The sequence below is a fragment of the Paenibacillus sp. RC84 genome, assembly GCF_041260495.1.
Classification (GTDB): domain Bacteria; phylum Bacillota; class Bacilli; order Paenibacillales; family NBRC-103111; genus Paenibacillus_F.
This window is the reverse complement of the sequence record NZ_JBGBYL010000008.1, coordinates 15587-40090: the sequence shown is the minus strand read 5'-3', so window position 1 is coordinate 40090 and position 24504 is coordinate 15587. Positions and strand designations below refer to the sequence as shown.

The 24504-nt window shown below is 52.7% G+C and carries 23 protein-coding genes and 1 tRNA gene; 2 read left to right on the top strand and 22 right to left on the bottom strand.

All coding sequences use genetic code 11. The annotated features are described in order from the left end of the window. Positions 1-291: 291 nt before the first annotated feature. The 8 genes from secG to ABH899_RS18330 form a co-directional block, all read right to left on the bottom strand. The gene (gene secG, locus ABH899_RS18365) at positions 292-528 is read right to left on the bottom strand and encodes a preprotein translocase subunit SecG (RefSeq protein WP_009674538.1); all 237 of its coding nucleotides are present in this window, start codon (positions 526-528) and stop codon (positions 292-294) included. Between the two features lie 182 nt (positions 529-710). Next, a complete protein-coding gene (locus ABH899_RS18360; RefSeq protein ID WP_009674537.1) occupies positions 711-1436 on the bottom strand; it encodes a M50 family metallopeptidase in 726 nt (241 codons plus the stop codon). A 58-nt stretch (positions 1437-1494) separates the two neighbouring features. Continuing rightward, positions 1495-2787, bottom strand: a complete 1293-nt coding sequence (gene eno, locus ABH899_RS18355; RefSeq protein ID WP_009674533.1) for a phosphopyruvate hydratase — start codon at positions 2785-2787, stop codon at positions 1495-1497. A gap of 159 nt (positions 2788-2946) precedes the next feature. Then, positions 2947-4488 carry a 2,3-bisphosphoglycerate-independent phosphoglycerate mutase gene (gpmI, locus tag ABH899_RS18350; RefSeq protein ID WP_009674534.1) on the bottom strand — a complete coding sequence of 514 codons (1542 nt, stop codon included), beginning with the start codon at positions 4486-4488 and terminating at the stop codon, positions 2947-2949. Between the two features lies 1 nt (position 4489). Beyond that, positions 4490-5242, bottom strand: coding sequence for a triose-phosphate isomerase (gene tpiA / locus ABH899_RS18345; RefSeq protein ID WP_009674536.1), 753 nt, complete (start codon positions 5240-5242; stop codon positions 4490-4492). 27 nt (positions 5243-5269) lie between these two features. Further along, entirely contained in the window at positions 5270-6451 is a 1182-nt protein-coding gene (locus ABH899_RS18340) for a phosphoglycerate kinase (protein ID WP_009674528.1), read from the bottom strand. A 330-nt stretch (positions 6452-6781) separates the two neighbouring features. Continuing rightward, a complete protein-coding gene (gene gap / locus ABH899_RS18335) occupies positions 6782-7786 on the bottom strand; it encodes a type I glyceraldehyde-3-phosphate dehydrogenase (RefSeq protein ID WP_016423763.1) in 1005 nt (334 codons plus the stop codon). Positions 7787-7837: 51 nt separating this feature from the next. After that, complete coding sequence (locus tag ABH899_RS18330; protein ID WP_009676835.1) at positions 7838-8866, bottom strand: sugar-binding transcriptional regulator; 1029 nt, start codon at positions 8864-8866, stop codon at positions 7838-7840. A gap of 241 nt (positions 8867-9107) precedes the next feature. Between ABH899_RS18330 and ABH899_RS18325 the strand changes: the two genes are divergently transcribed. Then, positions 9108-9179: transfer RNA gene (locus tag ABH899_RS18325), tRNA-Arg, on the top strand. A 73-nt stretch (positions 9180-9252) separates the two neighbouring features. Here ABH899_RS18325 and ABH899_RS18320 read toward each other — a convergent pair. Further along, positions 9253-9903 carry a DedA family protein gene (locus ABH899_RS18320; RefSeq protein ID WP_369999118.1) on the bottom strand — a complete coding sequence of 217 codons (651 nt, stop codon included), beginning with the start codon at positions 9901-9903 and terminating at the stop codon, positions 9253-9255. 355 nt (positions 9904-10258) lie between these two features. On the opposite strand from ABH899_RS18320, the gene clpP reads away from it, so the two are divergent. After that, positions 10259-10861 (top strand): ATP-dependent Clp endopeptidase proteolytic subunit ClpP, encoded by a 603-nt coding sequence (gene clpP / locus ABH899_RS18315; protein WP_009676841.1) that lies wholly within the window; start codon positions 10259-10261, stop codon positions 10859-10861. 83 nt (positions 10862-10944) lie between these two features. On the opposite strand, the gene ABH899_RS18310 is transcribed toward clpP, so the two are convergent. The 13 genes from ABH899_RS18310 to hisH all read right to left on the bottom strand — a co-directional run bounded on the left by ABH899_RS18310 (position 10945) and on the right by hisH (position 24504). Further along, positions 10945-12702, bottom strand: coding sequence for a copper amine oxidase N-terminal domain-containing protein (locus ABH899_RS18310; protein WP_009676839.1), 1758 nt, complete (start codon positions 12700-12702; stop codon positions 10945-10947). A 151-nt stretch (positions 12703-12853) separates the two neighbouring features. After that, positions 12854-13123 carry an HPr family phosphocarrier protein gene (locus ABH899_RS18305; RefSeq protein ID WP_016423762.1) on the bottom strand — a complete coding sequence of 90 codons (270 nt, stop codon included), beginning with the start codon at positions 13121-13123 and terminating at the stop codon, positions 12854-12856. 269 nt (positions 13124-13392) lie between these two features. After that, a complete protein-coding gene (gene whiA / locus ABH899_RS18300) occupies positions 13393-14334 on the bottom strand; it encodes a DNA-binding protein WhiA (RefSeq protein WP_016423761.1) in 942 nt (313 codons plus the stop codon). Between the two features lie 6 nt (positions 14335-14340). Next, entirely contained in the window at positions 14341-15327 is a 987-nt protein-coding gene (locus ABH899_RS18295) for a gluconeogenesis factor YvcK family protein (RefSeq protein ID WP_009676861.1), read from the bottom strand. A 12-nt stretch (positions 15328-15339) separates the two neighbouring features. Beyond that, the gene (gene rapZ / locus ABH899_RS18290) at positions 15340-16227 is read right to left on the bottom strand and encodes an RNase adapter RapZ (protein ID WP_009676833.1); all 888 of its coding nucleotides are present in this window, start codon (positions 16225-16227) and stop codon (positions 15340-15342) included. Positions 16228-16294: 67 nt separating this feature from the next. After that, positions 16295-17242: an ROK family glucokinase gene (locus ABH899_RS18285; protein WP_218230951.1), complete on the bottom strand. Its 948-nt coding sequence runs from the start codon at positions 17240-17242 to the stop codon at positions 16295-16297. A gap of 172 nt (positions 17243-17414) precedes the next feature. Next, a complete protein-coding gene (gene trxB, locus ABH899_RS18280) occupies positions 17415-18362 on the bottom strand; it encodes a thioredoxin-disulfide reductase (protein ID WP_009676865.1) in 948 nt (315 codons plus the stop codon). Positions 18363-18494: 132 nt separating this feature from the next. Next, a complete protein-coding gene (locus tag ABH899_RS18275) occupies positions 18495-20246 on the bottom strand; it encodes a tetratricopeptide repeat protein (RefSeq protein ID WP_009676855.1) in 1752 nt (583 codons plus the stop codon). Positions 20247-20318: 72 nt separating this feature from the next. Continuing rightward, a complete protein-coding gene (locus ABH899_RS18270) occupies positions 20319-21269 on the bottom strand; it encodes a ribose-phosphate diphosphokinase (protein WP_009676852.1) in 951 nt (316 codons plus the stop codon). Positions 21270-21588: 319 nt separating this feature from the next. Continuing rightward, complete coding sequence (gene hisIE / locus ABH899_RS18265; protein WP_369999108.1) at positions 21589-22266, bottom strand: bifunctional phosphoribosyl-AMP cyclohydrolase/phosphoribosyl-ATP diphosphatase HisIE; 678 nt, start codon at positions 22264-22266, stop codon at positions 21589-21591. After that, positions 22263-23021, bottom strand: coding sequence for an imidazole glycerol phosphate synthase subunit HisF (gene hisF, locus ABH899_RS18260; RefSeq protein ID WP_042232324.1), 759 nt, complete (start codon positions 23019-23021; stop codon positions 22263-22265). Before hisF ends, hisIE begins: the two co-directional genes overlap by 4 nt. 97 nt (positions 23022-23118) lie before the next feature. Beyond that, complete coding sequence (gene hisA, locus ABH899_RS18255) at positions 23119-23844, bottom strand: 1-(5-phosphoribosyl)-5-[(5-phosphoribosylamino)methylideneamino]imidazole-4-carboxamide isomerase (protein WP_369999105.1); 726 nt, start codon at positions 23842-23844, stop codon at positions 23119-23121. A gap of 42 nt (positions 23845-23886) precedes the next feature. Beyond that, entirely contained in the window at positions 23887-24504 is a 618-nt protein-coding gene (gene hisH / locus ABH899_RS18250; protein WP_369999102.1) for an imidazole glycerol phosphate synthase subunit HisH, read from the bottom strand.

Sequence of the window (24504 nt, the reverse complement as noted above, 5' to 3'; positions counted from 1 at the left end):
GGGTAACGGGTGTGCCTTCGTTGGGTCTTCTTGCAGCTTTCCGGTCGTTGATTCGTTTAAGCTTCTGCCTTATCATTCCTCACGGTTCCCGGCGAGACCCACAATTAACCGGTTGACAAGCAGGTGCAAGTTACTAACCAGTATATCCTGAAAAGACAAAAACATAAACAAATCAATTCTTTTCACCGCTGCGTCCCTAGATGCATCCACAATCGGCAAAACTCCATGAAAAAACAGCAGGAGTAGCATCCCCCTGCTGTTTGTGATTTATGTGTACCGTCTCTTCAGTTGTTAATACTTCACTACGTAGGCCACGATGACCGTCAATACAATAAAAATAGCCGCCAAAACCACGGTAATCCGGGCCAGAACCAGGTCCATGCCTCTAGCTTTCGTTTTGCCGAACAGATGCTCGGCACCGCCGCTGATCGCACCGGAAAGTCCCGCACTTTTACCCTTTTGTAGTAATACCGTTACAATTAAGCCCAGCGAGGCGATAACCAACAAAACTTTTAACAGGATAACCAATTCGACACCTCATTAGCATGTTCTTATTTTTAGAATGTGCATAGAAAGTCTATCATAAAAGGCCTTTTTCTGCAAGATTCTGGTGGGACAACCTCACTTATTTTCCCCGCTTTATAAAAGAAAACCCGCCGACGGAACAGAGATTCCATCCAGCGGGTCGTTGATTTCATAAATAACGGAAGCTAACGTTCCCCAGGTCCCATCGGATAGGCTCTTTCGGACCTTCGGGCTTTCCTTCGCCTGTTTGCGTCTCCGCCCAGAAAATACTGAATGGCCGCTTTGGCACACCAGAGAGAGAAAATCAGGAAAACAACGCCCCAGATCAGAGCAGGTACAGGCGTAATGGAAGCCAGATTCGTTGCGTCTCCCGCTTTGTTCGGATTACCTGCCGCCAGCAGGGCTAGCGTCAGCGGCCCGTAGACCGACTCCTCCAGACAAAGGAAGGCGACGAGCAGATAATAGGCGTTGCGGATAAACCCGCTCGTAAAAGCGAGCACAATGATGTTCAGCGCGATGAAGCCGATCAGCCAGCCCACGCCGAATTCATTGCGTACGAACAACACCAGAGACAGCACGGCGATCACCGTCGTTATCTGGAGTCCAAGTCTTTGCTTCCCCCGGGCATACGCCCAGAAAAGAAAAACCGCAAACAAGGACGCCGTCACATAGCCTGCGATTGAAATCGGCAGGAGTTTCCACGAGCCGCTGACCGACGAGTAAGTAACCCCGCTGTGATCGGCATTGAGCACGATAGCCATGACTTTTCCCGACAGGATCATCGTCACGGCAGCGTGCCCGAACTCATGGACCATGGTGTCCAGGTTGCGGAAATAGGCCGAGAAAGGGATGAACTGAGTTAACAAGGCCGAACCGATTAACAACAAAATCGTTTTTACCCAAGCACTCATATTCATAACCCTCCCCGACGTTTAAAAGGCTAAATCATTCACTTTGTGAAAGGTTTTCTTACTTGAATTTTTTCAAGTTGTAGAAAGCTTCTTTGCCGGCGTATTGAGCAATGCCTTCCAGTTGGTCTTCGATGCGAAGCAGCTGGTTGTATTTCGCTACGCGGTCCGTACGGGACGGTGCGCCTGTTTTGATTTGGCCTGCGTTGGTCGCCACGGAGATGTCAGCAATCGTGCTGTCTTCGCTTTCGCCCGAACGGTGGGAAATAACAGCCGTGTAGCCTGCGCGTTTCGCCATTTCGATCGCGTCGAATGTTTCGGTCAGCGTACCGATTTGGTTTACTTTGATCAGGATGGAGTTACCGATGTTCTCGTTGATGCCTTTGGACAGACGCTCGGTGTTCGTTACGAACAGGTCGTCGCCGACGAGTTGTACTTTGCCGCCCAGCTTCTCGGTCAGCAGCTTCCAACCTTCCCAATCGTCCTCGGAACAACCGTCTTCGATGGTAAGGATCGGGTATTTGTCTACCCAGGAAGCGAGCAGGTCAACGAATTCAGCCGGTGTGAAGGATTTGCCTTCGCCTTCGAGCTCGTATTTGCCGTTCTTGAAGAACTCGGTGGAAGCTACGTCCATACCCAGGAATACGTCTACGCCCGGCTTGTAGCCAGCACGCTCGATAGCGGTGATGATCGTTTGGATTGCTTCTTCGTTGGAGCTCAGGTTCGGTGCAAAACCGCCTTCGTCGCCGACAGCCGTGTTCAGGCCTTTATCTTTCAGTACGGATTTAAGGTTATGGAAAATCTCTGCGCCCATGCGGAGAGCTTCTTTGAATGTAGGGGCTCCTACCGGAAGTACCATGAATTCTTGAACGTCAACGTTGTTGTCGGCATGCTCGCCGCCGTTGATGATGTTCATCATTGGAACCGGAAGAGTTTTAGCGTTGAATCCGCCCAGGTATACGTACAGAGGCAGTTCCATTGCTTCAGCGGCAGCGCGGGCAACAGCCATGGATACCGCGAGGATCGCGTTGGCGCCAAGCTTGCCTTTGTTATGCGTGCCGTCCAGCTCGATCATTTTCTTGTCGATGGATACTTGATCCAAGGAGTTCAGACCGATAATTTCAGGCGCGATGATCGAATTGACGTTGTCAACGGCTTTCAGTACACCTTTACCCAGGTAACGGCTTTTGTCTCCATCGCGGAGCTCGACAGCTTCGTGAGCGCCTGTGGACGCACCGGAAGGTACGATTGCGCGGCCTACAACGCCGGATTCCAGATATACTTCAACTTCAACAGTCGGATTGCCGCGGGAGTCAAGTACTTCGCGAGCATAAACGTCAGAAATGATAGTCATTGTGTTTGAACACTCCTTAACAAGGTTATGTGTATGAAAAACTTCGGGAACTCATTCCCATAAAGGGCAGCGGCGCACCTTACCGATCAAAATAAGATGCTGTATTCCAAGGAATGGTTCCCGAAAACTTGCTGTCTTAATCAAGAAACGAGCGGGTTACTATTTCTTCTCTTCAATGATCGACAGTCCTGTCATTTCCGGCGGCTGCGGCAGCTTCAGCAGATGCAGCAGTGTCGGGGCGATGTCGGCCAGAACGCCGCCTTCGCGCAGAGTGACGTCGTTCGATGTAACGATGAACGGCACCGGATTCGTCGTATGAGCCGTGAACGGACGTTCGGCATCGTCCAGGACGAGGTCCGCATTGCCGTGGTCGGCTGTAATGCAGACAACTCCGCCCTTCGCGAGAATGGCTTCGACGACTTGGCCCAGGCACTCGTCCGTGGCTTCAACGGCTTTGATAGTCGGCTCCAGCATGCCGGAGTGGCCTACCATATCCGGGTTGGCGAAGTTCAGAATGATGACGTCCTGCTTGTCCTCATTGACTTCCTTCACCGCTGCCGCGGCAACTTCGTACGCGCTCATTTCCGGCTTCAAGTCGTAAGTCGCGACTTTCGGCGATGGAATGAGGATACGCGTTTCGCCCGGCAGTTCCACGTCACGGCCGCCGCTGAAGAAGAAGGTAACGTGCGGGTACTTCTCGGTCTCGGCGATACGAAGCTGTCTCTTGTTATTCTGGGCCAGAACCTCGCCAAGCGTGTTATCGAGATCTTTCGGTTTATACGCGACGTATCCTTCGACCGTTTCACTGAACAGCGTCAGGCAGACGTAGTACAGATCTTTCGGGAAAAGCTCGCCGCGGTCAAAACCGCGGAAATCTTTATTCGTAAATACCTGCGACAATTGAATCGCACGGTCCGGACGGAAGTTGAAGAAAATAACCGCATCGCCGGATTCAACGAGTCCCACCGGCTTGTCGTTCTCATCCGTGATGACAGCCGGCATCACAAATTCGTCGAATACGGATTTCTCATACGATTCGGTGATCGCTTTGACCGGGTCCGTGTAGTGCGGGCCGTCCCCGTACACCATGGCACGGTAAGATTTCTCGGTCCGCTCCCAGCGCTTGTCCCGGTCCATCGCATAGTAGCGGCCTTGTACCGTCGCCACTTTGCCGACGCCGATTTCGGCGATTTTGGCCTGGAGCTGCTCCATGTAGTTCTTCGCCGAATCGGGCGCGACATCGCGTCCGTCCAGGAAAGCATGGATATAAACATCTTGCAGATCTTCTTTCTTCGCCAGCTCAAGCAGCGCGAACAAGTGCGCGATGTGGCTGTGTACGCCCCCATCGGAAAGCAGCCCGTACAGATGCAGCTTCTTGTTGTTCTGCTTCGCATGACGTACGGCGCCGATCAGCGTGTTGTTGTCGAAAAACTCACCGTCCCGGATCGACTTGGAAATACGAGTCAGGTCCTGGTAAACCACACGGCCGGCACCGATGTTGAGGTGCCCCACTTCAGAATTACCCATTTGGCCTTCCGGCAAACCTACGGCTTCGCCGCAGGCAGTCAGCGTCGTATGAGGGAACTGGTTCCAATAGCGGTCGTAGTTCGGTTTCTTGGCTTGAGCCACGGCATTGCCGTGAACCTCGCCCCGAAGTCCGAAGCCGTCCAGAATAATCAGCGCTACCGGTTTAGTCGCCATCTTACTTCGCCCCCTCAACGAGTTGGATATAAGAAGCCGGCTCCAGGCTGGCGCCGCCGACAAGAGCTCCGTCGATATCCGGCTGAGCCATGTACTCGGCGATGTTGCCCGGTTTTACGCTGCCGCCGTATTGAATGCGGACCGCATCGGCTACGGAGGAATCGTACAGGGAAACGATCAGCTGGCGGATGTAAGCAATAACTTCGTTGGCGTCTTCAGCCGTGGAAGATTTGCCTGTACCGATAGCCCAGATCGGCTCGTAAGCCACGATGACTTGTTTCGCCTGATCGGCGCTGAGGCCTTTGAAAGCCGCTTCCGTCTGTACGCGGCAGACTTCTTTCGTCTGTCCCGCTTCGCGCTCTTCGAGCTTCTCGCCTACGCAAACGATCGGCGTCAGGCCGTAGTTGAAAGAAGCGAGAACCTTTTTGTTAACCGTTTCGTCGGTTTCGTTAAAATAAGCTCTGCGCTCGGAGTGACCGATAATCACATACGTTACGCCGAGATCTTTAAGCATAGCGCCGGAAATTTCCCCGGTGTATGCGCCGTTTTCTTCCCAGTGAAAGTTCTGCGCGCCGATTCCGATCGACGTGCCTTTCACAGCTTCGACAAGCGCCGGCAGATTGGTGTAAGGAGCGCAAATTACGCTCTCCACCCCTGCCACTTCCGCCTTGCCTTTTATATCATTCACGAAGCTTGCCGCTTCGGAAACGGTTTTGAACATTTTCCAGTTACCTGCAATAACGGGTTTTCTCATGATCTTCAAAACTCCTCTCTGTATCTCTTACTTATCGTTAAGAGCGACTACGCCAGGCAGAACTTTGCCTTCCATGAACTCCAGGGAAGCTCCGCCGCCTGTGGAGATGTGGTCCATCTTGTCGGCGAGGTGGAACTTCTCGGCTGCCGCCGCGGAATCGCCGCCGCCGATGACGGTGTAAGCGGATGTGTCGGCGCAAGCTTGGGCCACCGCACGCGTACCGTGGGAGAAAGGCTCGATTTCGAACACGCCCATAGGTCCGTTCCAGACGACAAGCTTGGAATTCTTGATGACGTCCGCGTAAAGTTCACGCGTTTTCGGACCGATGTCGATGCCTTCCCAATCGGCCGGAATGGAATCGATCCCGACGATGTTGGTGTTGGCATTGGCACTAAAGTCATCCGAGATGACGATATCAACAGGCAGTAGGAAGTTCTTGCCGAGTTTCTTCGCCTTTTCGATAAAGCCGAGCGCCAGATCGAGCTTCTCGTTGTCCACGAGAGATTGTCCGATTTCATGGCCCTGAGCCTTAAAGAAAGTATAGGAAAGGCCGCCGCCGATAAGGATGTTGTCGGCGATTTCGAGCATTTTATTAATGACGTCGATTTTGTCTTTAACTTTGGAACCGCCGACAATCGCGGTGAAAGGGCGCTCCGGATTGTTAAGCGCTTTGCCCAGCACGTCCAGTTCTTTCTCCATCAAGAGACCGGAAACCGCCGGAAGCTGATGAGCGATGCCTTCCGTGGAAGCATGCGCACGGTGAGCCGCTCCGAAAGCATCGTTCACGTACAGGTCGGCCAGCGCCGCGAATTGTTTCGCTAGCTCCGGATCGTTCTTCTCTTCGCCCGGGTAGAAGCGGACGTTCTCAAGAAGCAGCACGTCGCCGTCTTTCAGCTCGTTTACTTTCGCTTGAACCGCTTCGCCGACAGCTTCGTCCGCTTTCGCTACCGGCTTGCCGAGAAGCTCGGACAGGCGGGCTGCTACCGGAGTCAGACGAAGGTCTTCGTTGACTTGGCCTTTCGGGCGGCCCAGATGGCTCGCAAGGATAACTTTAGCGCCTTTGTCGATCAGGAACTTGATCGTCGGCAGCGTTTCACGAATACGTGTATCGTCCGTAATTTGACCGTTTTCGAGCGGCACGTTGAAATCGACGCGTACAAACACGCGTTTACCGTTAACTTCTACATCGCGAACACTTTTCTTGTTCATGAAATATCCTCCTCAGAGCTTTCTATAGGAAAGCTGTCATCGTAAACTTAGGTCGAGCCTTTCCCTTTCACGGGAAGGGCCGGCAAGCGTATAACGGACCCGGGCTCTCCGCATGGACAACCGGAACCGCATACGGGAGCACGCCGGCATAAACCGGTGATCGAAACGGAAAAGCTTTCGTTCAGGAAAACCTTCTTCGCAAGACCTTTGGGGCCAGGCTTTCCTGAGGAAAGCTTCGTACATTCCGGGGACTTATGTAAAATTCATGCCCCGATAAGCAATGGGAAGAGGAGAATTTCTTCTCCTCTTCTTGCATGGCTTATTTAAGAATTACAGACCTTTTTTAGCGATGAAAGCGGCCAGGTCAACGACACGGTTGGAGTAGCCCCACTCGTTATCGTACCAGGAAACGACTTTCACCATGTTGTCGCCCACTACCATAGTCGACAGAGAGTCGATTGTGGAGGAAGCAGGGTCACCGTTGTAGTCGCTCGATACAAGCGGCTCGTCGGAGTAGTTCAAGATGCCTTTAAGCGGGCCGTCAGCAGCTTCTTTAAGAGCATTGTTCACATCGTCAACGGTTACGTTAGCGTTCAGCTCGACAACCAGATCCGTTACGGAAACGTTTGGAGTCGGAACGCGCATAGCCATACCGTTCAGTTTGCCTTTAAGCTGCGGCAGAACCAGGGAAACGGCTTTAGCTGCACCCGTAGTGGAAGGAATGATGTTCTCGGCTGCCGCACGAGCGCGGCGAAGATCCTTATGAGGCAGGTCAAGCACTTGCTGGTCGTTCGTATAGGAGTGAACAGTCGTCATCATGCCTTTTACGATACCGAACTTCTCATCCAATACTTTCGCGAAAGGAGCGAGACAGTTAGTCGTACAAGAAGCGTTAGAGATGACGGTATGAGCGGAAGGATCGTATTTCTCTTCGTTAACGCCCATAACAACTGTGATATCTTCGTTCGTAGCCGGTGCGGAAATGATAACTTTCTTCGCTCCGCCTTTCAAGTGAGACTCGGCTTTCGCTTTGTCTGTGAAGATACCAGTGGATTCAACGACGATTTCAACGCCGTACTCAGCCCAAGGAAGGTTTCCAGGGTCACGCTCTGCAAATACCTTGATGGATTTGCCGTTTACTTTCAGTTCGCCTTCGCCAGCTTCAACCGTTGCGTTAAGTCTGCCGTGAGTCGTGTCATACTTGAGCAGGTGCGCAAGCGTGCTTACGTCCGTCAGATCGTTGATTGCTACGATTTCCACTTCAGCGTTGTTCAGAGCGGCGCGGAATACGTTACGTCCGATACGACCGAAACCGTTAATACCCACTTTAACCATTGTAATTCCTCCCAGTAGAAAGTTTATATTTCAAGACGCGCCTAAGGCCCGTCAAGATAACGTGTAATTTAACATCTCCACGGCTGCAGCCTCATCCGTCACCAGGATGTCCTCCTGGCCGTATTTTAAAACCGAAGCTACAGCCGCACCCTTGCTTTTGCCGCCGGCTACGCCGATCACGACTTCGCAGTGCTGGATATCTTCCAGCCGGAGTCCTACGGTCGGCATCTTATGGACAACCTTGCCCTCGGGGTTAAAATAGTAGCCGAACGCTTCGGCAAGCGCTCCTTCGCCTCGCAGGCTGTCTATCGTCTCGGAGTCTACCTTGCGCCTCTGCGCCATGACGATAGCATCTCCAATGCCGTGAATGACGATGCGGCTGCTGCGGACCACGTCCATCATCTCCTGGATGTTCGGTTCCTGGATCAAAGACTGATAGGCCTCCTCGCGGAGATGATCCGGAACATGCAGCAGGCGGTACTGTCCGCCAGTCTTCTTCGCCATCTTGGAGGCGATCATGTTCGCCTGCAGCTCCACGCTTTCGCCGAGCCCTCCGCGGGCCGGGACGAACAGGCTGCCCTTGAGGGCGCTCGTCGTGGACAGGTGCTCCGCCACTTCGGCCATTGTGGAGCCGCCGGTAACCGCGATCACGTCATGCTTCGTGACGTGCTTGCGCAGCATCAGTGCGGCCGCCCGGCCCAGCTCCTTCTTCGCAAACAGCGAAGAATCCGAATCGCCGGGAACGACTACGACCTGCTCCAGGCGGAAGTGGTCGCGGATCCGCTTCTCCAGCTCGTTAAGCCCGAGCATCTCCTTGATAAGCGGCTGAAGCTTCTCCAGCAGTTCCCTGCCCGATTCGCTGATGCGCATGCCCGATGTTTCCGTTTCAATCAGGCCTTGGCCTTTCAGAAACTCCACTTCGCTGCGCAAAACCCGCTCCGTCATATCGAGAGCGCCGGCCAGGGTTCTGCGTCCCACGCTTCCCAGCAGAAAAATATGCTGCAGAACGGTGTAACGCTTGTTCAGAACCTCCAGCAAGTCCGGCAGGAGCTGTTTCTGGACGTCGAGAATATCTCTCATGCCATACACTCCTATTGATCGTGTTGGGACTCAATATGTCCCGCGAGTGCATTTTAAGTCCCACCTGGATCAAAAAAAACTTCCCTTGCACAACCCCATTATACCCCAGTTCCTATAAAAGAATCAATGTGTGCAAAGTTTGATTTTTGTAAATGGGCGTCGAAAAAAAATCTGAGCCATAGGACTTGCTTTTTTCATACCTCTATCATATAATAACCTTTGCTGTTACTTAATGAAACATGCGCCCGTGGTCCAATGGATATGACGTAGGCCTCCGGAGCCTGAGATCGAGGTTCGATTCCTCGCGGGCGCGTATAATGTTACACAAGAGAAAGCTCCCGTCTTCGGACCGGAGCTTTTTTCTGTTCCCCTCAAGGTTGAGCCGCTTATTCCGCCGAGCCCATGAACATCTTCTGAATACCGGCATACCGGGCGCGAAGCCAGCCCAAAACCGCTTCTTTGTTTCTTTTTACAACCAGGAATCCCGTCAAAGCGATAGCGGCAACAATAATCGCAATCGTTGAGTACTGGGCAATCACATGCAGCAGCTGCTGGATTTTCGTGCCGAACAAGAAACCTACCATCACGTACGTGAATACCCACAGAACGCCGCTCAGTCCGTTAAAAATCAGGAAAGTCTTCAGGCGGATTTTCAAAATTCCAGACACATACCCCGTAAAATGCCTCAGTCCCGGCACAAAGTAACTGACCAGAATAATTTTGTCCCCGTATTTATCAAACCATTTCTTAATTTTGAGAAGCCTATCCGGATTGAGAAGCACATACCTGCCATACTTATCAAAAAAAGGCGTCCCCAACTTCCGCCCAAGCACATACGTAAAGATAGTTCCCGCAAAAGCTCCCGCAAATGAAACACCCATAACGCCAGCCATATTAAACGTGTTCACGTGCACCATATGTCCCGAAATCATCATAGCCAGTTCTCCGGGGAAAGGCAGGGCCACCGATTCTGCGAAGAGGCCCAGGAAGAGTACCAGATACCCGTATTGTGCGAAAAGATCACTAATCCACTCCATAGTCCGCTCCTTATTCCACTTAATTTCCTGTCTTTGTTAGCCAGTATACCTTTTAAGGAGGAGTTTCATAATGGTCCCCGGTTTAGTTTGAAAACTGGACTTTGGTCGTGGCAGGAACCAGACCCTCTGTTAATTTATGGGTATAGCCTGTGGATTTTTTCACCATCTTGACATACAGGGGACTTTGCGGGAGCATGAGATGTTTCACTAATTCCGCTTGAGGGGAAAGAACGAGAGAGGTTTTTCCAAATAAGTTTGACCTTTCTTGACCTTTTGACGTTTTTTCGTTATCATATTTGTAGATACTGAAAATTAACGCAGTTATAGCGGCGTATTATCGAAGGAGGTAACATTAATGAGTTTTATTCCAATGGTTGTCGAGCCTGATGCAAGAGGAGAACGCGCTTACGATATCTACTCCCGTCTTCTTAAAGACCGTATTATTTTTCTGGGTACCCCGGTGAATGATCAGGTCGCCAACGCGATTATCGCCCAACTGCTGTTCCTAGATGCGCAGGACCCCGACAAGGATATTCATTTGTACATTAACAGCCCCGGCGGTTCCATCACAGCTGGAATGGCGATTTACGACACCATGCAATTTATCAAATCCGACGTTTCCACGATCTGCGTAGGGATGGCGGCTTCCATGGGCGCTTTCCTGCTTGCGGCAGGCGCCAAAGGCAAGCGTTACGCCCTGCCAAACTCCGAAGTCATGATTCACCAGCCGCTCGGCGGCGCGGAAGGTCAGGCGACGGACATCGAGATTCGCGCGAGACGCATTCTCAAAATGCGCGAGAACCTGAACAAAATTCTCGCGGAACGTACAGGCCAGCCGCTGGAGCGTATCGATAAAGATACCGACCGCGACTACTTTATGAGCGCGGCTGAAGCCAGCGCCTACGGTCTTATCGATAAAGTGATCGAGAAGACGACCGAAGGCGGCAAAGAAGCTTAAGCAGCCCAAAGAAAAACCCCGGATCATCGACTTACGTCGGTAATCCGGGGTTTCTTTTTTAATGCGGGCGAAATGAAAACAAATTAGTCCAGATCCGCAAGCGGATAGAAAATCAGATCGATCGGGAAAGCCGAACCGGCCGGAGGCGTAAACTCGATATCGAGCGACTTCTCCGTCCCTGTGGTGCGGTGGAGAATTTGCATGCCGTCAAAAGCGGTAATCACGCCGGAATACGGAATCGACTGGATTTCTCCGTTGATCTTGATCGGCCCTTTGAAAACACCGCCGCGGGCCAGCAGCATAATCGCCATTTTGCGCGGTTTGTCCGCGTGAATCTTGTAGACAACGCCGTAGTTGCCCCCATTCTTCACGTTTTCCTTACGCATCACGTCGTAACCGTCCACGAAAGGATCGGTTTTCCCGTCCCCGATGACCAGCTTGGAGGCTTTCGTGAAGGAAGAAGCATCAATATTCCAGTTCACCTCGGAAACATCGAATGAGCCCCTTACGTGCCCTGTAAAGCCGAGCAGCTTGCTTTCGGACAGCGTCGTGTTCGTCAGCTCGTCAGCCGCCAGGAAGGAGAACTGAACTTCTCCGGAAGTTTCCAGATCATAGAACAGATTCACGCCTTGGCCCGGATAGAAATCCGGAAGCTGGCGGTAAACGAGCGTATCATGCGGCGGAATGGTCAGTTTCTCGTTATATGTATTGCCCAGCAGGAAGTCTACGGAAGCCTCGCTGCCGATCAGGTTCGCATATACGGAAGGCCATACCTCGCCTTTGTTGGTCGTTTTGACCGTAACGGGCTTATCCGTCGTATTCGTTGCCATAATGGCGAACGTCACTTTGTTCTTCGTTCCGTTGATGTGGTCCGCATACAGACGGCCTTTGCCGTTGATCATGTCCTGATACAGGATGCCCGGCTCCGTAAATTCTTCGGGGCTGTCGCTGACGAGCAGCTTGCGGCCCGGTACGTTGGTCGCTTCTTTGGGGAGCATCGGCAAGTTGTAGAAGTGGGAAGTCAGCGTATCCCAGCTCAGTTTGTAGAAGCTGCCGATCTCGTTGTGATATACCGGATATTCGGCTTCCGATACAAGCGGTATATCTTCAACAATGACATTTTTGGTGAACACCTTGCTCACGTGTCCGTGCCTGTCGTAGACCTTAAGACTAACCGGGTAGGAGCCCGGCTTGAAGAATGCGTCTTGTTTGCCCGTCCATTCGTACTTGGCGATCCCTTCCGCATCCGGATCGTAGCAGAGGTCAATGTACTTGACGGTCTCGCCGAGACGGTATTTCTCTTTGTGGGTCGTAAACTTGGCAACGGGATTCGAATTGTTCGCTCCATTGTCGTAAATGCCTTCCGGCTTCGGAACGTAGACGATTTCCACTTTGCGCGATTCGTGGTAGTACGTATACTTGGCGCCCATATAATCGGCTACCCAGGTCAGCTTGACGAGCAGCTTGCCTTTTACGATGGCCGCAACCGAATCGAACGGCACTTCCTCGCCATTGATATAGGCTTTTTTCAGATCGCTGCTCAAGACGATGTTATAGCCCGGAGGCTGCATTGTGATCGTTCTGGCCGCATTGTCCCAAGTAACGGGGAACCCCAGACTGTCACCGATAAATTTAGCCGGAACGAACGTTTTGTCCTTGATGATGGTGGCCGGCGACTCCAGCTCCACCTGATCTTCATTGACGAACGCCTGCTTGTTATCCAGGTACAAAACAATTAACGACGATGAGGACGAGATTGCACGCGCCTGAATCGGCATCAGGAAAGCTGCGAACAGCACCAGCGCCATCAGAAGCGAAACCTCTTTCTTCCATTGAATCATGCTCCTACTCCTTTTCCTTCCTTTTTCTAAAAAACGACATGACAAAAAAGCCTTCTCCCGAAAAATCGCCCAATCTTTAGACGTTTTTTGCTGGAAAAGGTTTCTGTTTGACAAAAATAAAAAAGCTCCCTTGGCAGGAAGCCTTCCGCTCTTACTGATTTTCAAGTTCTTCTTTGCTGACCAGTGTGACTAAAGCGTTTACAGCCTGTTCAGCGTCCGAACCTTCTGCACTTATGTAAATTTCGGTTCCCGTGCTGATCGCAAGGCTCATAATTCCCATAATGCTCTTGGCGTTTACTTTCTTCTCGTCCTTCTCTACAAAAATTTCAGACGAAAATTTATTCGCTTCCTGGACAAATAAAGCAGCGGGTCTGGCGTGAAGGCCGGTTTTCAATTTCACCACTACTGGGCGTCTCGACATGGATTGGATTCCCCCTACGTTCTTAATTTGCAGTCTATAATGCATCCCCGGCAATATCGCTCGGAGGTTCCCCTTACGTGTAACTTATGTCGGTTAAGCATCAGGCATGATGATTTCTATCCAATTCATATTGGATGTTCATCGAACGGGGACCTGGCACCGGGCCGCGCTTGTCCGTTCAAGAACCGCGAGTGCCGTAAAATGCGTAATCTGCTTCATATTATACCATTTTACGGCGAAATACTCTAGGAAAAAGTTCCCGTATAGGTCTAACGGATGGCAGCGCCGTTGCGAATTTTGTCAGCCAGTTCGTCTATTTTACGCAAACGATGATTGACGCCCGACTTGCTGACGCTACCCTTCAGCATGTCCCCGACCTCTTTAAGATTCAAGTCGGGATGCTTCACACGGATTTCCGCGACTTCGCGGAGTTTCTCCGGCAGGCTCTCCAGGCCGACTTCCCGTTCGATGAGCCGGATGTTATCGATCTGCCGGACAGCCGCACCGATGGTTTTATTAAGATTCGCCGTTTCGCAGTTTACGATTCGGTTCACCGAATTTCGCATATCCTTCATGATCCGGACATCTTCGAAACGCAACAGGGCCTGGTGTGCGCCAATAATGCTGAGAAACTCAATAATCCGTTCGCCTTCCTTGATGTAGAAAACGAATCCCTTCTTGCGCTCGATGCATCTGGCGTTCAAATCGAAACGGTTAGCAAGCTGGCACAGCGCCTGGCAGTGTTCTTCATACATGGAAGCAATTTCGAGATGATACGAAGAACCCTCCGGATTGTTGACGGAGCCTCCCGCAAGAAAAGCCCCCCGAAGGTAGGCCCGCCGGCAGCAGTTTGTTTTTACAATGCTTTTGTCTATGCCCGGAGTAAACTGGAAGCCTTCCGACACGATATAAAGGTCGGAAAGCAGTTCCTGCACCTGGTTCGGCACGCGGACAATATAGACATTATTCTTCTTAAGACGCATTTTCTTACGGACAAGCAGCTCGGTGTGAAGCTTATACCGCTTTTTAAGCAAAGAGTAAATCCTCCTGGCAATAGCGGCGTTTTCCGTTGAAATATCAAGAATGACGCGCTGATTCGTCAGCTGTACGGAACCGTTCATGCGGATAAGAGCCGACAATTCGGCTTTCTCGCAGCAATCCTCCGCTTCGATTAGGGTCAATTCCTTCTTCGTTTGCGCCGCAAAAGACATGGGGACTCACCTCTTCCTGAGCATCCAGCTCTCCACGATCTGATAGATATGCTCGCTTAATTTATCCGCATCGTGGCGCAGATAGGTCCGGAAAAGCACCAGCTTGTCGGCGATGACGCGATATCCCCGCTTCGTCACCTCGTCCAGATCCAAATGGACGGCTTTGGCGCCCTTCTCGGCATATTTATTCTGTACCTGAGGAGGAATCTCCCCGTTATTTACAATGACATAATCAAACAAATGATGGCCTATATGGTTATGAATGGCCGTCAGATGATCCCCGACGGAGTAATCGTCCGTCTCGCCCGGTTGGGTCATCACGTTGCAAATGAACATTTTGACCGCATCGGATTTAAGGATCTCCTCCGCTATTCCGGGCACGAGCAGGTTAGGAAGGATACTCGTGTACAAGCTGCCGGGACCGCACAGGATGGCATCCGCCTCACGGATAGCCTCGATCGCCTCCTCCAGCGGTTCGATATCCGCCGGTTCCAGCATAACCCGCTTGATGCGCCCTCCGGCCAGTGGAATCTTCGACTCCCCTTCCACGATCGTGCCGTCCTCCATCAACGCCCGCAAATAGAGCTCCTGCCTCGAGGCAGGAAGCACCCGGCCGCGAACCGCGAACACGCGGCTCATCTCGCGAATTCCGGTGACGAAGTCACCGGTGATGTCCTTCATCGCCGCGAGAATCAGGTTTCCGAGACTGTGCCCCGCGAGCCCGGTTCCGGCCGGAAAGCGGTACTGCAGCATCTCGGAAAGCAGCGGCTCCACATCCGCGAGCGCCGTAAGCACGTTGCGGATATCGCCCGGCGGAGGAATTTGCAGCTCGGAGCGCAGAATGCCGGAGCTGCCTCCGTCGTCGGCTACCGTCACGATAGCCGTGATATCCAGCGGTTTCTGCTTCAACCCCCGAAGCATGACGGACAATCCTGTTCCGCCCCCTATGACGACTATCCGGGGGATATCGGCAGGGCGGTAAACTTTAGACATGGTTTCACCCTCTTATGGTCGGTCGCGTTCCGCATCTCGATGATTGACTCTGACGATCTCCGTCTCGCTGTTTCCCATAACCTTGCCCAAATACTCGGCAATAGCCACAGACCGATGCTTGCCGCCCGTACAACCGATGCCTACGACAACCTGGCTTTTGCCTTCTTTTTTGTACTGGGGAACAAGAAAGTGAAGCATATCGAGCAGTTTCGTCAGAAACTCCTGCGTCTCGTTCCACTTCATCACGTAGTCGTATACATCCGCATCCTGCCCCGTATTCGGGCGAAGCGTCTCCACATAATGCGGATTCGGCAGGAAACGCACGTCAAAAATCAGATCGGCATCAATCGGGATGCCGTATTTAAAGCCGAAAGAGATGACATTTATAGATATGCCGCCGCTACCCATATTGGTGAAGCGAGAGGCGATTTTTTGTTTGAGCTGCGCCGGTTTCAACGCACTAGTGTCGATTACCTGCGAAGCGTGGCCCTTTAATTCTTCCAGCAGCTTGCGCTCCAGCAGAATGCCCTCTAGCGGCGCATCGTTGGGAGCAAGCGGGTGGCGGCGCCTGCTTTCTTTGTAACGCTGAACCAGCGTGGAATCCGTTGCGTCGAGAAACAAAATCTCGTACGTCAATGTGTAATCTTCCTTAATGGAACGCAGTGATTCCTGCAGCGCCGTGAAAAATTCCCGGCCGCGGAGGTCGATAACCAGCGCCACCTTGCCGATTTTGCCGTGGGACTGCTCGATTAATTCCGCAAATTTCGGAATCAGAACAGGCGGCAAGTTGTCCACACAGAAAAATCCGAGATCCTCGAGACTTTGTACGGCAATTGTTTTCCCTGCACCGGACATGCCGGTAATAATGACAAGCTTGGCCGCCGCTTTGCTTTCTTCCATGAGTTCACCTTCCTCATCCGTTATAGGGTACCCTTCCGGGTGGAAGCCGCATTGTAAGCTTTGGTTGCTAATGCAGGTTTAAACCCGCCGCTCCTACGATGCCCGCATCGTTGCCCAGTGTGGCCGGCACGATTTCAACGCCTGTATAAGCGCGTTCCGGAGTCAGCTTGCGGAATGTCTCGCGGATCGGGTTGAACAGGATTTCTCCTGCTTTCGATACGCCGCCGCCGATAATGAACCGCTGCGGATTAACGGTTACCGCTACGGCCGCCATGGACTTGCCGATATAATAGGCGGCACGGTTAACGATGCGCACGGCGACCTCGTCTCCCGACTTCGCCGCATCGAATACGTCCTTCGCCGTAATCTTCTCGATCAGCGCCAAACTCGTACGGTCGCCGCGCTCTTTGGCATCGTTGGCCATTCTGACGATACCCGTGGCGGAAGAGACCGTTTCCAGACATCCGGATTGTCCGCAGTTGCAGGCAATCGCTTCAATATCCGGAACAACGGACATATGTCCGAGCTCGCCTGCCATCCCGTTGAAACCTTGGTAAATTTTTCCGTTTATAATAATACCTCCGCCCACGCCGGTTCCAAGCGTATAGCAGACCAGGTTCGGGATTCCCCGTCCGGCTCCGCCCCACGCCTCACCAAGCGCCGCGACATTGGCGTCATTGTCGATTTTTACGGTTTTGCCAAGCTTCTCCTCAAGGGTCTTCTTGACTGCGACATTGCGCCAGCCCAGATTAGGCGACAATTCCACAAAGCCTGTCGGAATGTCCATAAAGCCAGCGATTCCGGCCCCGATCCCCGCTACTTGTTCCCATTCGTATGGCGATTCGTCTACGATCCTGTGGACGTACTCAACAATACGGTCAAGCACAAAATCGGGACCGTGCTCGGCTCCGGTAGGACCTTCATAAGTCTGAATCAATTTTCCTTCTTCGTCGCAGAGGCCTACCTTGATGCTGGTGCCCCCTAAGTCCACTCCGACATAAATCCGTTGTGTCATGCTAAATGTCACCTCAGTGAAGAGTTAAGTTATTTCCAAATCTTTCGCGATGGGTGTTGCTCCTGTACCCACTATAAGCGAACCCTATAGGAAGGTCAAGGACGGCAAATTGAAAAAACGTGGAAGGGTGTAGGCCGTTCCACGTCTTTGCGTATGAGTCTAATAATCCGTTTTACAGGGACTGGCTCCAATCGTGAACCATGTGGCCCTCGAGGAATTTTTCGCAGTCCAGAGCCGCCATACAGCCGCTTCCCGCCGCCGTAATGGCTTGACGGTATTTCAAATCCTGAACGTCTCCGCAAGCGAACACGCCAGGGATGTTGGTTTCCGTCGTTCCCGGTTTAACGAGGATATACCCCGTTTCGTCGGTCGTGATTTGTCCGCCGAGGAACTTTGTGTTCGGAGTGTGGCCGATAGCCACGAAAATACCGTCGGTTTCAAGAACCTCTTCCGCACCGGTTTCGTTGTTAAGAACCTTAAGGCCGGTTACGCCTTTGTCTCCCGCAACGACTTCAAGCGGAGTGGAGTTCAAGCTCCACGTGATTTTCTCGTTCTCACGCGCACGATCCTGCATAATCTTGGAAGCGCGGAGTTCGCTTCTGCGGTGAACCAGTCGAACTTCGGAAGCGAAACGTGTCAGGAAGTTCGCCTCTTCCATTGCAGAGTCGCCGCCGCCGACGACGATGATTTTCTTGCCGCGGAAGAAGAATCCGTCGCAAGTGGCGCAAGTGCTCACACCGCGGCCGATATTCTCGCGCTCGTTCGTGATGCCGAGCAGCTTAGCGGAAGCGCCGGTGGAGATGATCAGAGATTCAGTCTCGATCTCCCCAAGACCTTCCACATTGAGCTTGAACGGACGCTCCGTAAGCTCTACGCTGTTAACCCAGCCGGTTTTGAACTCGGCGCCGAAACGCTCAGCCTGCTTGCGCATGTTAGCCATAAGCTCCGGCCCCATGATTCCTTCCGGGAAGCCAGGGAAGTTTTCGACCTCGGTCGTTGTCGTCAACTGTCCGCCCGGTTCCGGACCTTCAATAACCAAAGGGTTGAGATTGGCGCGTGCCAGATAGATGGCTGCTGTTAATCCGGATGGTCCGGTTCCTACCACAATTGTTTTATACATGGATCGATCTCTCCTCCTTGGGAACAAATCAGAATTCGTATGATCGCGGGCTGAGTTTTGAGTCATCACTGCCTGCAATCATTCTCTATTTAAAATAATTCTAATTAAAATTATTCTAATTTGCAAGTGTGATTAATCCCGCCCCTTCTTTTCCACGTTCCAGAGCTTCGGCAGAATCGCATCCATCTTCTCCTTAAGCCCGCAAGCTTCGTCAATCAGCTTCACATTCTTGCTTACGGTCGAAACGGTCGTATGGTAGCGGCTGGCTACCTCGTGATAGGAAATCGACCTGCGATGCATTTTGGCGACCAGGTATTCGAGAGCGGCGGACCAGCCCTCCACTTTCGTAATCCTCGGCACGCTCGGATACACTCTGCTCAAATATTCTACCCATAGAGTCTGAAGGTCATGCTGCTGGATCATGTCGTACCGCTGGTGCATATGCCGGTGAGCGGTCTCCATGACGGTCTGCCATTTGGGCTCCCATTTCGGAAGATCGGTCGTATGCACGGAGTTTTCCACGGTTTTTACGGCACCGTCCAAATGAGCTTTCAAAGGCTCTTCGACTCCGATGGTCCGCAAAACGAAGATAGCTACCTTTTTGAGGTAGTCATCCTCTTTAGGGTCACCGATAAACTCGATGAGGGCTTCTTTCACTTCATTGTCGCCGATATACACGAACGTCTGAAGCACCTGCAGCTTCGTTTCCACATCTCCGTGGCGCAGCGCCCAGAAGAAGGAGCTGCGGACAAGCGGGTCCTTCGCAATCTGATCCGGGATCGATTCGGGAGACTGCTCCAATTGGCGGAACTGTTCCTCGAACGGAAGGTTATAGTGGTAGCTCAAGGAAAGCGGGCGGTCATCGGAACGGCGGTTCAGCTGTTCCAAATAAAAGCGGGCGATTTCCGACCCGTTCTCCAGCTTATCCACCTGATTCCAGAGAACCCGAGCTTCCTGAAATCTGCCGATATTGCAAGCGGCCACGGCCGCATAATGGTAAACGCACGGATCCAGACCGCTGTCGTTGGAACGGGAAACCCTCCTGAAAAGCTGATAGGCTTTCTCGTGATCGCCCAGAATCCCCATGGTGGTCGCAAGCTTGAAGACATGCTCCTGCTGGAAAGGATACGTTTTGCGCAAAGTTCCCATCAGTTCGGCAAGTTCTTCCTTGCGTCCGAGATGCTGGTAGAAGATCGCCATATTGCACAGCGCGTGAAGGTTCCCGGGATCTATGTTCAGCACCTCGACAATAGCATCCAGCGATTTCTGAAAATGACCGGTGTAATAATAAGCCAGCGCCAGGTTATTACGGGCCGCCAGAAAATCGCCATGCTCTTCGACGAGTTCTTCCAGAACACGCACCGCTTCCGCGAACTTGCCTTCTTCCAAAAGCAGACGCGCCTGATCGTGCTCATATAAGCCCTCGCGGGATTTGATGGTCTTAAGTTTGGCGGGACGCTCCAGCTCATAGCTGAGAAAATCAAGCATTTCCTCGGCTTCCTCCAGGTAATGTCCGTTTGTATCGTTCTCCAGATAACGGACAAGAGCGCCCTCCGCCTGTTCGTACTGGTCCATGTTGGCGTAATTGTTCGCCATATAGAAGTAGCATTCGGTCATCGAGGGATCGATCCGGTCGAGAACATCTTTTAAGATGTCGTTGGATTCCTCGTACTTGCCCAATTCGGAGAGAACCCCTGCAAGGTTGCAGTGGTTCACCGGGTTATCGTATTCGTATTCTACCGCTCGCCGGAAATATTTCAACGCCTTATCGTAATGGAAACGATCGAGCGACTGAACCGCTCTTTCAAAAAAGAACGTGGCATCCATGCTGATGGGAATAATTTTCGGTTCCGGCTTTACGGAGACACGCTTTTTCTTTTCCATGACTAGGCACCTCCGGTACTTTGAGATCTATGATCAAGTATAGCACAGTCCCCGAGGTTTCAAAAACACGATTTAAACGCCGCCGTATTTAAACAGCGAAGAGAGAGAGCCGCCGTCGCTGACGATACGTACCGCATGCGAGAGCAGCGGAGCAACGGAGAGCACCTTGAAACGTTCCGCGTGATCGTCCGGAATCGCCAGGGAATCCGTGATCACGACTTCGCGAATGTTCGGGTGATCCAGACGCTGGAGAGCCGGGCCCGAGAATACCGCGTGAGTGGCGCAAACGTAGATATCGTTGGCTCCGCGTTCCTTCAGTCCTTCCACAACGTTCACGATCGTTGTGCCTGTGTCGATCAGATCCTCGATGATGATCGGCGTACGGCCTTTAACGTCCCCGATTACGTGAGTCACGACCGCTTCGTTGTGAGCGGGACGTTTCTTGAACATCATCGCGAACGGAGCATCGAGAATGTTGGCAAGACGCTCGGCCGTCGTAGCGCGGCCGGCATCCGGAGATACGATGACCGGATCGACGATATTTTTCTTCGTGATGTAATCGCTGATAAGATCAAGAGCGGTCAGGTGATCCACTGGAATGTCGAAGAAGCCTTGGATCGCCGGTGCATGAAGGTCGATGGTAATCACACGGTTCGCTCCTGCGGCACTGACCAGATCGGCGACAAGTTTCGCGGAAATCGGTTCGCGCGGCGCGGCTTTTCTCTCTTGACGGGAGTAACCATAGTAAGGCAGGATCAAGTTGATCGTGCGGGCGGATGCACGCTTGGCCGCATCCATCATAACCAATAGTTCCATAAGGTGTTCATTGATCGGATGGGAGAACGTTTGTACTAAAAATACATCGCAGTTACGGACACCTTCTTCATACAAACAATAAATTTCCCCGCTTTTGAAGCGAGACAGCTTGATTTTACCGAGCGGAACGCCCAGGTCGTCGCAAATGCTCTGTGCCAGCTTCGGGTTGGAAGAGCCGGAGAAAATTTTAATGTTGTTGAGATCCATGGTTATGGTTACCTCCGAAATGTTTTTGATTATTGGGACTGCAGACGGGTCAAACTTCTGTATAGAACGCTCCGCATACGTTTTCATACGAAAGCGCTTTTTAGCATGTAAGCGAGAAAAAAGATGCCCCCTCTGTCTAGTATCTAGTACCAGGGACATTCTCCTACCCCACCATTATACATGAAACTTGTCGAAATGAAAAAGCACAGAGGGACGCCAAATCGAGGTAATTGTGGCTAGTTTATGAACTTCGGAAACAAAAACCGGCACCCGTTCCTCTAGATGGCATATTTGCCTATAGAGTCGGATGCCGGTCCCTTTATTTGGATTTGCTCATGTGGCGCCGCTCCAGCTCCGCCATTACATCGTCAAGCGGAAGCTTGGACTCGCGAAGAAGAACCATCAAGTGAAAAATCAGATCGCTCGTTTCGTACCGGAGCTCGTCGTGGTCCCGGTTTTTGGCCGCGATGATTACCTCTGCCGTTTCCTCGCCTACTTTTTTGAGAATTTTGTCGATTCCCTTCTCGAACAAGTAGGTCGTGTAGGCGCCTTCGGGTCTTTCCGCTTCGCGGGAAGCGATGACGGATTCCAGCCTCGACAAGATGCCGAACCGATCGGCGGAAGCTGTCACGGCTGCAGCTTCTCCGGTTTCAGCGGAATCTGTGCCGGCCACCGGAATTTCACTGCCGAAGCAGGTGTAGGATCCGGTGTGGCAAGCGGGTCCGGTCTGCTCCGCCAGCACCAGAAGCGTGTCCGCATCGCAGTCATAGCGGAGTGAAACCACGCGTTGCGTGTGCCCAGAAGTCGCCCCCTTGTTCCAAAGCTCCTGCCGGGAGCGGCTCCAGAACCAGGTCGTGCCGGTGGCCACCGTTTTTTCAAGCGATTCTTTATTCATATAAGCCAGCATCAGAACGTCTTTGCTGATAGCATCCTGTACAATAGCGGGAACGAGACCCTGCGAATCGTAGCGGATGCTGTCCAGTTGTATGCCTGTCATCGAATCTCCACTCCTTTTTTCTTCAAGCTCTCTTTAACGCCTTGCACCGTCAGTTCTTTATAATGAAAGATCGTCGCGGCCAGACCCGCATCTGCACGGCCTTCGGTGAACACCTCGTAGAAGTGTTCTTCATTTCCGGCACCTCCGGATGCGATAACGGGGATTCCGACAAATCCCGATACCGCTTTGGTCAAAGCCAGATCGAACCCGTCCTTCGTCCCGTCCGCATCCATGCTGGTAAGAAGCAATTCCCCGGCGCCCGCCGTCTCCATCCGCTTCGCCCACTCGACAGCCCGGATGCCGGAAGCCGTCCGGCCCCCGTGCGTATAGACTTCCCACTCGCCCCAGGCCGGGTTGAACTTGGCGTCAATGGCGACGACGATGCACTGGGACCCGAATTTGCGGGCTCCGTCCGATACAAGCTGCGGATTCTTGACCGCCGCCGTGTTGATGCCGATTTTATCCGCGCCGGCACGGAGCAGACGCTTCATATCATCGGTAGTCGAAATCCCTCCGCCGACCGTGAACGGAATCGTGATTTCGCCTGCCGTTTTCTTCACGACCTCCACCATCGTCGCCCGTCCTTCAACCGAAGCCGATATGTCCAGGAAAACGAGCTCGTCGGCACCTTCGCGGTCATAAATGGAAGCAAGCTCGACCGGATCGCCCGCATCTCTCAAATTCACGAAATTTACACCCTTGACGACCCGGCCGTCCTTCACGTCCAGACAGGGAATAATCCGTTTAGCCAGCATTCTGACTTCCCCCTTCAACTCTGTACCACTTTATATCGGAGCATCTTGATGCGTTCATTATTTCTTAAGGCGTTGTTCTTTCACAGCGCCCTCCGGCCTAAACCAGCTTCAGCGCTTCCTCAAGCCGGATGCTGCCTGTGTAGAGCGCCTTGCCGACAATCGCGCCGCCTACGCCATTCACAGCCTCGGCGGCAAGCCGCTCCAGGTCTTCCGGTCGGCTCACGCCGCCGGAAGCGATAACCGTCTGGCCCGAAACCTTAGCCAGGCGTACGATAGCCTCCACATTCGGCCCGCCCATCATACCGTCCCGTGAAATATCGGTGAAAATAAACGTCTTGGCTCCATGCTCGGCAAGCTGAACAGCCAAATCCTCCGCTTTTACCGAGGAAGTTTCGAGCCAGCCCCGGGTCGCGACGAAGCCGTCCCGCGCGTCCAAGCCGATGGCGACGTTCTCCCCGTGTTTGGCCAGCAGAGACTGGACGAAAGCCCGGTCCTCGATGGCGGCGGTCCCGAGAATGACACGGGATACGCCCAGCGACAGCAGACGATCCACATCCTCTTCCGTACGGAGTCCGCCCCCCACCTGGACCGGAACTTTCACCGTGCGTGCGATTTCGCCGATCAGCTTGTCGTTAACCGGCCGTCCTGCCTTCGCGCCGTCCAGGTCGACCAGATGAATCCACTGTCCGCCTTGAGCTTCCCAAGCTTGCGCGACCTCGAGAGGATTCTCGTTATAGACTGTTTCCTGATTATAATCGCCTTGAACGAGACGGACGCATTTGCCGTCCCGGATATCGATTGCCGGATAAATAATAAAGGACATTTTTCGTTACCTCCACCTGATAGGCCGCAGGGCCGGTTAATCTTAGGCCCCTACCTTGCTTTGACAAAGCCCTACGAAATTTTGAAGCAGCCGCATGCCCAGCTCACCGCTTTTTTCCGGATGAAACTGCATGCCGTAGACGGAACCTCTTCCTACTACAGCCGTAACCGGCTGATGATAATCCGTGACAGCCAGAAGATCCTCCTGACGCTCCGGCTTCACATGATAAGAATGAACAAAATAAACATGGCCCTCTTCAAGCCCTTCCAGAAGCGGGCCGGTCTGCTTGAACTCCAGCCGGTTCCAGCCCATATGAGGCACCTTGTAGTCCCCTCGGAATCGCACGACTTGACCGGGAAGCAGATTGAGGCCTTCATGCTCTCCGTATTCTTCGCTGGAGGTGAAAAGCAGCTGCATGCCGAGGCAAATACCGAGCAGCGGTTTGCCTTGAGCGGTCTGTTCCCGCAAAAGCCGATCCAGACCGAGCGAGCGGAGCTGCTCCATCGCGTCGCCGAAAGCTCCTACTCCGGGCAGAATGAGACCTTCCGCCTCCGCGAGAATATCCGGATCGGATGTAACCGCGGACTCGCATCCGAGACGTTCCACGGCCTTGCTCACACTATGCAGGTTGCCCATGCCGTAATCGATGATGGCAATCAT